We start from the raw sequence: 11,903 nt of genomic DNA, 5'->3' as shown, positions 1-11,903 counted from the left end.
CGAGCCCCTCGCGCCGCCTTGCTCTCCTCGCCAAAACGATCCTCTTGAATCCGATTATATACCTCGTGCACCAATGAGGTGGGATACAAAGGCGCCAGCAGATGATACGCCCCATCGTCCACAGGATCCTCATCCACCAACCAATACAATTGCTTCGCGTATGTATGGGAAGCAGGGCGGGGTGCCTTGGCCTTCATCAGGTTAGCAAACTGACTCGCCAATGCGAGCCTATCGGAGTCCTCTGCAATGCCTTGTGTGAAGGCAAACACGATATCGGGATCGTGTTCATCAAGCCACTGACAGAGTGTTTTCCCTTCAAACTCGAGGTCAAGCAGGAGATATAGTTCGTAAGCGGCGGAAGCATGAGCTCCATTGCCGGTGGTGTCGGCCGGGCTCTTATTGGAAGCGATGTGCGAACCGAGCTCGGGAAGCGGAGTGAGTTCACCTGGGCCAAGATTCAGATTGGTGACTTCTTTCACCTTTAAGCCGGGATGCACACCTTTGGCGATGTGAGTGGCGACTGTAACTTGAGCGACGCCAGCCAGCCCTTTTCTCAAGATTTGATCGAGGGAGTACTTCTCTTGTGCGCTCTGAATGGACTTTTCACTTTGAGCGAGGCTCTTGCCTCGGTGCTTATTGATTTCTTTGGCCAGGCGTTGGGCGACGTGCGCGGTCATCATTGCGCGGACGGTCGCACTTCGCGGAGTTGGTGTGTGTTGTGGGGTGTTCAAGGCTATGAGGGGGAATTCGGTGGGGGGAAAGCGGGGAGGGCGGCCATGGAGGTAGCCCTTTTCCTCAAAATCAATCCTTTTTCTATTTTTACGTAGTTGCTTTGGAAGCTAGCGAATGCTTGAGTCCCGCTTTTCACTGCCGTGCAGGTAGCTTAGAAATTTTTGTTATTGTTCTTGGGTATTCGCCTGCCGAATAGGCAGCTTGAATAAATTATTCTTTAGCATTTATTTATGATTCTGTCTGGGCAGGCATAGCCGGCCGGCCACCGGCGAAGGTGGTGGCGACGGGGGCGCGTGTACTGCTGTCGGTTTGGGAGCTACCGGTGTTGGCAGTGTGGGCAGTAGTAGGTGGCGCGTTGGGCTTGCACGATGCGTTTGATGGGCGTTTGGCACACGCGGCAGGGCTGGCCCGCCCGATCGTAGACTGCTGCGTGGATGGCGAAGTAGGAGCCGGGCTGGCCCGAGGCATCGACGTAGTCGCGCAGAGTGCTGCCACCAGAATCCAGCGCGTCTTGCAGCACCGTCCGTATGGCCGCATGCAGGCGCCGCACACGCGGCAGGGGCAGCTTGCCCGCTGGCGTCAGCGGATGGATGCCCGCGCGAAACAGCGATTCGCAGGCGTAGATATTGCCTACGCCCACCACGATTTTTCCGGCCAGCAGAGCCAGCTTGATGGCCTGCTGTTTGCCGCGCAAATGGCGGTGCAAATGCTCTGCCGTGAAGTCCGCACCCAGTGGCTCCACTCCCAAGTGCGCCAGCAAGGGGTGCGCTTCAACCGGACCGTGGCGGGCATCGTGCCAGAGTACCGCACCAAAGCGGCGCGGGTCGTGCAGTAAAAAGCGGCTGTCATCGAAGCGCCATTCCACGTGGTCGTGCTTGCGGCGCTCTTCGTTGAAAGGTGCGCGCCGCAACGAGCCGGACATGCCCAGGTGCACGATCAGGCAGCCGTGATCAAAGTGCAGCAGCAGGTATTTGCCGCGCCGGTCGCAGCGACGTACCACGTGGCCCGCCACCCGCTCAGGCAAATCGTCCGGAATCGGCCAGCGCATGCGCGATTCGTGCACGACGAGCTGGAGTAGAGTTTGCTCGGTAATCAGCGGGGCAATGCCGCGCCGGGTGGTTTCAACTTCTGGCAATTCGGGCATGGGAAGAGGCTCGGGGCACGGGGAGGCTTCCGCGCTCCGATGCCCGAAGCAAGTACGCTGCCGACTTACGCTTTCGCCTGATCAGCCAGGCGAGGGAGCAGGTTGTTTAGCAGCGCATCAGCCATCCGCTTGAGGGCTTTCCGATCATTGCCGGCACGGGCGCGCAGCCCGATACTGTGAACGCTGGCAGTTAACAGAAACGTCAATGCCTTGATGTCCGCCTCCCCGGAGAGCGCGCCAGCTTTCACCGAGGCCTTCAGGTACTGGCAAAGCTGGGCGTCCATATCGCGCAGTATCCCGGCAGACAGGTGCTGGATCTCGGGTTCCGCCAAAGCCTCGGCGCTGGCGGTCGAGATCACTGCGCAGCCGGTGGCGCTGCCGCTGGTGTAGAGCTCGATGGCGGCGTGGAGGTAGCGAGTGAGCGGTTCGGCCAGGCCGGTATCACTGTCGCGCGCGGCCAGGGCCTCGGAAAGGTGCTGGCGGGCATGGGCCTGAAAGCGCTGCATGGCCTGTAGGTAGAGGTGCTGTTTGTCGCCGAAGCCGGCGTAGAGGCTGGGGCGGTTCATCTGCATCGCGGCGCACAGATCATCCAGCGAAGTACCGCTGTAGCCGCTTTTCCAAAAAGTCCGCATGGCTGCTTCAAGTGCCTGTTCCGGATCGTAGGCTCGAGGCCTGCCACGGGATTTTTTCGGGGGCTGATTTTTGTTTTCCATACTGAAGCGTAAAAAAATATTGACGATTAATATCTCAATCAGTACAAAATTAAATCGTTACTTTTTTGAGATCAGTAAACCCGAGGTAAAAGACCAGACCATGACGTTGATTCACCGTTTGTTTGAGCCCCCACCTTCGTTCCTTCCTTCGGCGGTCGGGCATAGCCCCAAAACCGGAGTCCGGCTCGCCCTGCCTGCCCTCTGCGCAATGCTGGTAGCCGGTTGCGGTAAGCAGCCTGAGACCGGCGGAGAGGTGACACGAGTTCACGTCATCGTGTGCTGCGAGGGTGGTACGACGCCGATGACGCTTTCCGGCACCTTGGTGCCACGGGTGGAAAGTCAACTGGCCTTCCGCGTGCCGGGGCGGGTGGTGGCGCGTTTGGTGGATGCGGGCGATACGGTCGCCAGCGGGCAGGCATTGGCGCGGCTGGATGAGACGCCGTTCCAGCTGGCGGTACAGGAAGCCGCTGCCGATCTGGCGCAGGCGCAGGCCACCTTGGCGCGGGTCGGGCGTGATGTGGAACGCAATCGCCCGCTGGCGCAATCGGGCGCGATTGCCCGCGCCACGTTGGATGCGCTGCAAACCCAGCAGACGCAGATGCAGGAACAGGTGCAGGCGGCGCACAGCCGTCTGGCGCAGGCGCGCAACGATCTGACGTATACGACCTTGACCGCGCCGGGCGGCGGCACGATTGCGCTGGTGCAGGCCGATGCCGGTCAGGTGGTCGCCGCAGGTACGCCGGTGCTGCGGCTGGCGCGGACTGGCGAAACGGAAATTGAGGTCAATGTGCCGGAAAGCCGCATCGGCCAGATCCGCAAGGAGCAAACCGCGAAGGTGCGGCTGCTCAGCCTGCCCGATGTGGAACTCGCCGCCCGCGTGCGCGAAATCGCCAGCGTGGCCGATGCGCAAACCCGCACTTATCCTGTGCGCCTGTCACTGCCCGAACCGCCCGCCGCTGCGCGGCTGGGCATGACCGCCTCGGTGCGTTTTGATGCATTGTCCGGCGACACAGCATTACGGCTGCCCATCACCGCCCTGTTCCAGCAAGGCGAGAAACCCGCCGTCTGGATACTGCCTACCGATGCGCAACACCTGCAACTGCGTCCGGTCACGCTGGCGGCAATGGGAACCCATGACATTATCTTGAAAGACGGCATCACGCCGGGCGAGCGCGTGGTGGTGGCAGGCGTGCATCGGCTCGATAGCACGATGCCTGTACAAGCATGGGATGGACGCCTGCCATGAGCGAACGTTTTAACCTCTCCGCCTGGGGGCTGCGCCACGGCACGCTGGTCGCCTTTGCCATGCTGGTCGCACTCGGTTTAGGCACGCTGGCCTATTTCAAACTCGGTCGCGCCGAAGACCCGAATCTGACCATCAAGGTCATGACCATTGATGTGGCCTGGCCGGGCGCGACCACGCGCGAGATGGAGCAACAGGTGGTCGAGAAAATCCAGCGCACCTTGCAGGAAGTGCCGCATTTCGACTATGTCCAAAGTTATGTGCAGCCGGGGCAGGCGATTATTTTTCTGGTACTGAAAGATTCCACCATCCGCCGCGCGGATATTCAGGCAAGCTGGTATCAGGCACGCAAGCGCGTCGGCGATATTCGCCATACGTTGCCGCCAGAGATTCAAGGGCCAATATTCAACGACGATTTTGGCGATACCTTCGGCTCGATTTATGCCTTTCATGCCGACGGGTTTGATGACGGGCAGATGAAGCAGGTGTTATTGGCCGCACGCGAACGCCTGTTGCAGGTGCCGGATGTGTCCAAGGTGATGCTGCTCGGCGTGCAGGAACCGAAGTTTTATATCGAATTCAGCCATGTCCGCCTGGCGTCGATGGGCATTGCTCCGGCGCAGATTCTGGATGCCCTGCGCCAGCAAAATCTGGTCACACCTGCGGGTGTGGTCGAAGGCGCACACACCCGCATTGCCGTGCGCGTCGATGGCGCGGTGCAATCGGTTGAGGACATCGGCAACGTCGCCATTGCGGCCGATGGGCGCACATTTCGCCTGGGCGATATTGCCAGCATTACGCGCGGCTTTATCGACCCACCCGTCATGTCCGTGCGCCGTAATGGCGAACGGGTCACGGCGCTGGCGATTTCGATGGTCGAAGGCGGTGATATTCTCGCGCTTGGCCCGCAGCTGGATGCGGTCATGCAGGAGATTCAGCAATTACTGCCGATTGGTATCCATATCGAAAAAATCGTCGATCAACCCGCGTTGGTCAAACGCTCCACCAATGAGTTTCTCGGACATTTTGTGTTGGCATTGGTCATTGTGCTGGCGGTGAGCCTGCTGGCGCTGGGCTTTCGCACCGGCATTGTGGTGGCATTGTCGGTACCGCTGGTGCTGGGGATGACCTTTTTCATCATGTGGCAGATGGGCATCAACTTGCAGCGTATTTCGCTGGGAGCCTTGATTATCGCGCTGGGCTTATTGGTCGATGACGCCATCATTGCGGTAGAGATGATGCAGGTCAAAATGGAGCAAGGTTGGGAGCGGTTCAAAGCTGCCAGCTTTGCCTGGACCAGCACGGCATTTCCGATGCTCACCGGCACGTTGATGACCGCTGCCGGATTTGTACCGGTGGGCTTTGCGCAATCGTCCACCGGCGAATTTACCGGCGCGATTTTTCAGGTGGTCGGGATTGCGTTGTTGGTGTCGTGGCTGGTCGCGGTGCTGTTTATTCCGTATCTCGGCACAAAACTATTACCGGACATCCAACCGCATCTTGAGGAAAAGAATTTCGACGCCCACGCCCGTTTTCACCACTGGTTCAGCCCCAAGATTGCCTGGTGTGTCGCGCACCGCAAACGGGTGTTGGTGATGACCGCTGCCGCGTTTGTTTTGGCGCTGATGGCCTTTCAATTTGTCCCCAAACAATTCTTCCCCGACAGCCCGCGCGAGGAAATCCTTATCGATGTGCATTTACCCGAAGGGGCGAGTTATGCGGCCACGTTGGCGCAAACCGAAACCGTCGAACAGCTATTGCGCACGGACGCGCGCGTGCGCGACATCACGTCGTATGTTGGCAGCGGTTCGCCACGTTTTTACCTGTCGCTCGACCCGGAAACGCCCAAACGCAATTACGCGCAACTCATCGTCTACCCGCAGGAAATCCAGCAGGCGGGCGCATTGGCCGCTGATCTGCGCGAACGGTTATCACAGGCCTTCCCGCATATCCGCACCCGCGTCTACCGCTTTGAACTGGGGCCGACCGTTGGCTACCCCGTGCAATTTCGCGTGCGCGGTGCCGACCCCGATACGGTGCGCACCATCGCTGCGCAAGTGCGCGACCGTATGAGCGAACACCCGAATCTGCGCGATGTGAACCTGCAATGGAATGAGCGCACCCGCGCCTTACGCCTGCATATCGATCAAGATCGCGCCCGCGCACTGGGATTGGACAGCGCGGAAATATCGCGCACCGTACACACCCTGCTCAGCGGCACCACCGTCACCCAGGTGCGCGAAGGCACGGAGCTGATTGATGTGGTTGCCCGCGCCGTGGAATCCGAACGGCTGGACGCCGCCCAACTGGCGGCATTGCCACTGCGCACGCCCGCTGACCGCAGCGTGCCGCTCGGTCAGGTTGCCCGTATCGAACCTGTACTGGAAGAAGGCGGTCTATGGATTCGCAACCGCCTGCCGACCTTGAGCGTGCGCGCCGATGTGGTGGGTGCGCAAGCGCCGGATGTCTCGGCACAACTCGAAACCATGCTGGGCGACATCAAGGCCACGCTGCCCGTGGGCTACCAGATTCAAACCGGCGGCACGATTGAAGAAAGCGTCAAAGCCGATGCCTCGATTCAAGCCATCATGCCGGTGATGTTGCTGCTGTGGGCGGTACTGCTGATGGTGCAATTGCAGAGTTTCTCGCGCATGTTGATGGTACTGCTCACCGCGCCGCTGGGGATGATTGGTGTCAGCCTCGCACTGCTGATGACCCAAGTCCCCTTCGGCTTTATCGCGACTCTGGGCGTGATTGCACTGGCGGGCATGATTATGCGCAATTCGGTGATTCTGGTCGATCAAATCGACAAGGACATCGCCGCCGGTCAACCGCGCGAAAAGGCCATTATCGATGCCACCGTGCGCCGCACCCGCCCCGTGGTGCTGACCGCACTGACCGCCATCCTCGCCATGATTCCGCTCACGCTCTCCACCATGTGGGGACCGATGGCGATTGCCATCATGGGCGGGCTGACCGTGGCAACCGTACTGACCTTGTTCTTCGTGCCTGCGCTGTATGCCGCGTGGTTGCGAGTGGAAGACCGCTTCGCCCTGCGGGGGGAGGGGAAAGGTTACCGCGCCTCATGTGCTGTTATAACTTGCTCGGGAAAAATTGGTTAAGTGCAGCACTGTCTTAACTATTAGTTTCAAAAAAAGACAGATTCAGCTATGACAGGTAATCATGTCTCCGCATTCACCGCACTTCTGATTTGCTGCAGATGCAGCAGCACCTAGGCACAAAAAGGATCGATACAATAAGCGGGATTGGCGTGTGAGGCGAGTAGGTGGTCTTAAAAAACAGCCGAACAAGATGGTCACTCTTAGCCATCGTTCATATTCACGGAAAAGGCATCAGAAAGAGTGATAAGGAGGGCGAAAAAGGCTTGAGAAAGCGATCCAGAATAGCGTCCGATCCGATAGAGGGACCAGATAAATGCTTGAGGGATTTTAGAATACTCCCTTTACCGATATTTCTTTAGTCATCTTCAGGTGGATTGATTTATTAACATAATGGCAACATAGGTGGGCTCTGTGTGGGAGACTGTAGAGGGCTTCGGGCCGGCTCTGTATTTAGTGCGACTAATTCAAAAAACTGAGACTGAGCGACGTTAGCTTAGCAATACTGATCATGCGAATGACTCCCGACTGTCATCCTTTGACGTATGATATAGGTTACTTGTCATTTCAGGGCTTATGATATAAGCCACGTCAGATGTGTGCTGTGATCAGAAAGGTCTCTCCTCATGAGTATCCATTAAGAATAATGCCAGGGTGGATGCAGCTCCTGCTACGAGTTTTGCATGGCGGAGCTGTAGGCCTTTGGCGCTTGCCTGTCGGCCATGCCCTGTTCCATAATGATTGCGAAGCTCGGCTATGTTTTGTACAATATTGAGCAGAGCGTTAAGGAGTTTTTTGATGGGCTCTTTCGCCTTTGCTTGTTCGGGAGTGTCTTCTGGGGCTAGGTTTAGTACTTTTAACGTGCACTTTAATAGATTCATAATATTCCCATTTTGGGAATCTTTCCCTCGCTCCTCTAGGATGGATTTACAGCAAGTTTCAATGAGCTCTTTTGCAGTTCCAATAACGCGATCGACTTCGCCCTTATTGAGATCCGAATATATTCGGTCGATTTGTTTTTTGATATACTCGGAGCCTATTTCTTGAAATGTTTCGCGCATGGAATTTAAGCTTGGTACCTGATTGCGATCTATAAAACCGTATCCGGGAAGGTGGTTTTTTTTGATGATTTCGAAACCGGTAACTTGAAGGTGTTTGTTGAATTCTTGATGCAGTCTATTAACCTCCCTAGAATTCGTCCGTACGACTGGATGCAGCATTTCGCAAATAAATTTTAGGAAAATAGTGTCATCGCATCCGATTAAGTTGAAGCGCTCATCGTAAAATACCCAGTCGTCATCCCAATTGTGAAATTGGATACAGTGTTTATAGATGTCGGATCTGGCACTTGGTAATCGACTATCTTCTGACGGTAGCTTATCTAGATCAAATATTCGATCTAGGAAATCAACTGGGTTAAGCCTCCCCGGCCAACTGACTTTTTCATATTTAATGAAATAGATGATATCCTTACGTGTTGAGTCCGTAATTTTCATAAGCGTGTTTAGGTCGGTTGCTAGGTGGTCATGTGGAATAATGAGGAGGCGTCATGCCTCATTTATGAACATACTCTTATTGAGCCACGCTGCGATGGGAATGTGACTTGTGTCGGAGAGGTCCTCGTCTGATTGTCTGTGCTCTGTCGCGAAGAGGGCAGGAAGTGGTTCAAAGTATACCGGAAAAGACCTTTCCGCGTTTTCCCTGAGTCTTCCCCCTCTCTCCCCTTACTGTCGGGCTGGTGAGATTCGAACTCACGACCTCTTGCACCCCATGCAAGCGCGCTACCAGGCTACGCTACAGCCCGAACAGTAAAAACGAGGAGGGGCCAGCAAAGCGCGAAGTGCTGCGCCTAAGCAAGCGCTTTCTGCGGCGTTCGCTACAGGACCTGGAGTTTGCGGCGGTAGAAGGCGACGACCTCGGCCGGATCGTCGGTGAACAGGATGTAGTCGGCCATCCATGCCGGGGTGCGTTTTTCGCTGATCATTTTTTCGATCTGCGCGCGCAGGTCGCCCCAGAATCCGGCGTTGAAGAAGACGTAGGGCACGCGGGGGCGGATGCCGAGTTTGAGGTTGCACAGCTCGATGCCGGTTTCCTCCAGCGTGCCGACTCCGCCGACGTTGAAGAGGCAGAAGTCGGCAGCCTCGAACCACTTTTGGCGAAAATGGCGCGAGGTCTCCTGGAAGGTGTTGAAGAAATCGACGCCGAGCTCGGGCGGCTGGGCTTCGAGCTCGAGGAAGCAGGCGCCGGTGAGTGCGCCCTTGTCGCGCGCTTGTTCGGTGGCCAACCGCATGACGCCGCCGCCGCCGCCGGTCAGCACGCCGAGGTTGCCGCCGAGGAAGCCGGTGAGCGTATCGACGAGCGCGGAGATGCGGTCGGTGTCGCGTTGGTCGAGGCCCACCGCGGAGCCGTAGAAGGCGAGGATGGTGCTTTCCTGGAACTGGCGGGCCTGCTCTTCGCGCACGAAGAAGCCGTGGTCGCGCTTGTAGGTGTGCAGGTAGAGGTCGCGCGTGAGTTCGTCGTACCAGTAGACCTTGATGCCGAGGCCGTGAAAGGTATCGAGCCGCGCGTGGGCGTTGCTCGACAGGAAGTAGCCGTGGGTGCGCGAGGCGCGGCGGAAGATGAGCCGCTTGAGCTTGATGTCGCCCAGGCGGGTGATGAGCTCCATGTGCTCCAGCAGGTCGGGGAAGTAATCGACGACGAGCGTATCGGCCTCGGCTGCGGCAGGCGAGTCGAGCGCCTGGATCATGGTCTTGCTGCCGAGCGGGCAGGCTTCGCCATCGAGGAGTTTGCGCAGCTCGGCGTCGCCCGCGCGGATGAAGAGCGAGCGGTTTTCCATCGTCGCGCTTTGGCCGCGCACGGTGATGCGGGTCCTGGGGGTGGGCGCGCGCGTTTCGGCGGCGGGAAATTCGTCGAGGCACTTGAAGAGGCCCTGCGTGGTGCCGAGCAGGCGTTGGCGCTGGCGGGTCAGCGTTTTGACTTCGGGGTCGGTGTAGGGCGGCGCGCGGAAGACCTCGACGGAGAGCATCGGGTTTACGACGGGTTGCTCGCCGGTGTTGTAGACTTCGAGCATGATGTTGGTGCCGAAGGTTTTTACTGGATCGAGGAGCACGGCACTGGTGTGCAGGCCGAAGTTTCCTTCGCCCGGGGTGAGCACGACGTAGTGCTCCTTGAGGTACATGGAGCAGCTCGTGAGCAGCCCGGCGCGCGGGGGGATGGCGAGCGGTGCGGCGTCGTGGCGGACTTGCACTTTATCGATGAAGCTGCGGCCCGCGTAGCCGCTGACGATGTGCTCGAAGTTCAGCCGCTGGAGCCGCGGGTCCAGGGTGTAGCTGACGGCGTGCGGCGTGAAAAAGACGCGCCCGCTGGAGTCGATGGAGGTGGTGTCGGGGAGCTTGAGCGCGTTGGCCTGGAGGGCCTCCCAGATCTCGGTGCTGGAGAGTTTGGCGGCTGCGGGCGCGTAGAAGAGGCGCCCGACCGGGGTGCCGAGTCGCAGCAGTTTGGGCCAGTAGTCGGCGTTGGGGAAGCTGGTGTCGTAGAGGAAGGCCTCGGCCTCCAGCGTGATCCGGTTGCCGTCGACCTGCGGTGTGCCGCGCAGGATCATCTCGATGCCGATCCGCGCGAGTGAGCTGCGCTCGCTGAAGCGCAGCTCGGCCAGGTGCGCTTTCAGGAAGGCAAACTCCTTCGGGTGGCGCGGCCAAAACGCGAGCACGAGGCTCAGGCGGTTGTCGCCGTTGCCACTGTTTTTGAGATGCAGGATCTGGCCGTCCTGGCTGGTCCAAAATTGGTCGGGAGAAGTCATGGCGCGTCTGGGAGGGATTTTGCGAAGTAGAGCGGAAGGTGGGCGGTGGCACAAGCGGGGCTTGCGGGGCGGGCGTGTCATTTCTGGCGTGCGCGTTATTGTGGCTCGTGGAAGGCGTACGCCCCGCGCGCCGCTGCCAGCGAATGCTCCGCAAGAAGAATCCCGCCAGAAGAGTTGCATTGGCGCGCACGCGCTGCCAGATCAGCCCGCTTTTATTTCGCTCGCTGCGGTAGCAAATGCCGTAGCGTTGCGTTCCCAGCACTCCGATTGTCCCTGCCCTTATTTTATATCTCCGCCTTTTATGAAACTAGTCCCCACCACCATTAGAGCCGGCTTGCTGGCCCTCGCCTCGGCTGCGCCGCTCCTCGCCCAGCAAGTGCAGCTCAACATCCCCAATGCCGATGCGGCTCCGGCGGCCGCTCCCGCTGCTGCCGCGCCCGCCGAGACTTTCAGCAACGAGGTGCTGGCCGAGTCTTTTGGCTGGTTCATGATGGCGCGGCTGGGTGTCGCCGAGCTTCAGTTTACGCCCTCCGAGGTTGCCGCGTTTACGCGCGGCGTTTCGCTCGCTGCGGCCGGGAAGGAAATGGAGCACGACCTGGGCAAGGTCGGCCAGCAGATGGATGACTTTATCGCCCAGCGCCAATCGGCCGCGATGGAGCGCGCCAAGCAGCAAAACCAGGCGCAGGCTACCGAGTTTTTCGCCGCACTGAAGGCGCGCCCGGGCATCGTCGAGACCGCCAGCGGCCTGTGCTACGAAGTGGTGGAGCCCGGCCAGGGCCCCAACCCGAAGCCGACCGACAAGGTCAAAATCAACTACACCGGCATGTTGCTCAATGGGCAGATCTTCGACAGCTCCGAGCAGCACGGCCAGCCGCTCACGATTGGCGTAAACGAGGCGATCCCCGGCTGGGCCGAGGGCATCCAGCACATCAACAAGGGCGGCAAGATCCGGCTCTTTATCCCCGCGGCACTCGCCTACGGCGACGCGAGCATGGGGGGGATCCCGCCGGGCTCGGCGCTGATTTTTGAAATCGAGCTGCTGGAGATCGAGGCGGGCAGCTAGGGCTGTCCGTGTGCCGCAGCTCGGCCTGCGCCACACAGTTGGAAATGCCCGACCTCTGGTCGGGTAGGAGGTTAACCCGTAAACCAAATA

The 11,903-nt window shown here is 58.9% G+C and carries 8 protein-coding genes and 1 tRNA gene; 3 read left to right on the top strand and 6 right to left on the bottom strand.

The window, feature by feature from the left end:
* The 3 genes from AXK11_RS01670 to AXK11_RS01660 all read right to left on the bottom strand — a co-directional run.
* Positions 1-677 (bottom strand): type I-F CRISPR-associated protein Csy1 (locus AXK11_RS01670; RefSeq protein WP_197456746.1); only part of this gene is annotated, 677 nt, incomplete at its 3' end.
* Positions 678-1,048: 371 nt separating this feature from the next.
* Positions 1,049-1,876: a bifunctional DNA-formamidopyrimidine glycosylase/DNA-(apurinic or apyrimidinic site) lyase gene (gene mutM, locus AXK11_RS01665; protein WP_068628667.1), complete on the bottom strand. Its 828-nt coding sequence runs from the start codon at positions 1,874-1,876 to the stop codon at positions 1,049-1,051.
* Positions 1,877-1,941: 65 nt separating this feature from the next.
* Complete coding sequence (locus tag AXK11_RS01660) at positions 1,942-2,589, bottom strand: TetR/AcrR family transcriptional regulator (protein ID WP_068628665.1); 648 nt, start codon at positions 2,587-2,589, stop codon at positions 1,942-1,944.
* On the opposite strand from AXK11_RS01660, the gene AXK11_RS01655 reads away from it, so the two are divergent.
* Positions 2,579-3,835: an efflux RND transporter periplasmic adaptor subunit gene (locus tag AXK11_RS01655; protein WP_156469133.1), complete on the top strand. Its 1,257-nt coding sequence runs from the start codon at positions 2,579-2,581 to the stop codon at positions 3,833-3,835. The genes AXK11_RS01660 and AXK11_RS01655 overlap by 11 nt on opposite strands.
* Entirely contained in the window at positions 3,832-6,954 is a 3,123-nt protein-coding gene (locus AXK11_RS01650; RefSeq protein ID WP_068628661.1) for an efflux RND transporter permease subunit, read from the top strand. Before AXK11_RS01655 ends, AXK11_RS01650 begins: the two co-directional genes overlap by 4 nt.
* A 605-nt stretch (positions 6,955-7,559) precedes the next feature.
* On the opposite strand, the gene AXK11_RS09185 is transcribed toward AXK11_RS01650, so the two are convergent.
* From AXK11_RS09185 to AXK11_RS01640, 3 genes are all read right to left on the bottom strand, one after another.
* Positions 7,560-8,447 carry an abortive infection family protein gene (locus tag AXK11_RS09185; protein WP_082780746.1) on the bottom strand — a complete coding sequence of 296 codons (888 nt, stop codon included), beginning with the start codon at positions 8,445-8,447 and terminating at the stop codon, positions 7,560-7,562.
* A gap of 234 nt (positions 8,448-8,681) precedes the next feature.
* A tRNA-Pro gene (locus AXK11_RS01645) sits at positions 8,682-8,755 on the bottom strand.
* 72 nt (positions 8,756-8,827) lie between these two features.
* Positions 8,828-10,750 carry an LOG family protein gene (locus AXK11_RS01640; protein WP_068628659.1) on the bottom strand — a complete coding sequence of 641 codons (1,923 nt, stop codon included), beginning with the start codon at positions 10,748-10,750 and terminating at the stop codon, positions 8,828-8,830.
* 301 nt (positions 10,751-11,051) lie between these two features.
* Here AXK11_RS01640 and AXK11_RS01635 point away from each other — a divergent pair, with 301 nt between their 5' ends.
* Complete coding sequence (locus AXK11_RS01635) at positions 11,052-11,813, top strand: FKBP-type peptidyl-prolyl cis-trans isomerase (RefSeq protein ID WP_197456744.1); 762 nt, start codon at positions 11,052-11,054, stop codon at positions 11,811-11,813.
* Positions 11,814-11,903: the final 90 nt, after the last annotated feature.

The sequence above is a fragment of the Cephaloticoccus primus genome, from assembly GCF_001580015.1.
Lineage (GTDB): Bacteria > Verrucomicrobiota > Verrucomicrobiia > Opitutales > Opitutaceae > Cephaloticoccus > Cephaloticoccus primus.
Note: the sequence above shows the minus strand (reverse complement) of the source record. Positions and strands in the feature narration are given on the sequence as shown.

What these genes read in the sequence shown, in the direction of transcription:
- AXK11_RS01640 (WP_068628659.1), bottom strand. Translation starts at nt 10,750, where the DNA reads ATGACTTCTCCCGACCAATTTTGGACCAGCCAGGACGGCCAGATCCTG.
- AXK11_RS01660 (WP_068628665.1), bottom strand. Translation starts at nt 2,589, where the DNA reads ATGGAAAACAAAAATCAGCCCCCGAAAAAATCCCGTGGCAGGCCTCGA.
- AXK11_RS01635 (WP_197456744.1), top strand. Translation starts at nt 11,052, where the DNA reads ATGAAACTAGTCCCCACCACCATTAGAGCCGGCTTGCTGGCCCTCGCC.
- mutM (WP_068628667.1), bottom strand. Translation starts at nt 1,876, where the DNA reads ATGCCCGAATTGCCAGAAGTTGAAACCACCCGGCGCGGCATTGCCCCG.
- AXK11_RS01650 (WP_068628661.1), top strand. Translation starts at nt 3,832, where the DNA reads ATGAGCGAACGTTTTAACCTCTCCGCCTGGGGGCTGCGCCACGGCACG.
- AXK11_RS09185 (WP_082780746.1), bottom strand. Translation starts at nt 8,447, where the DNA reads ATGAAAATTACGGACTCAACACGTAAGGATATCATCTATTTCATTAAA.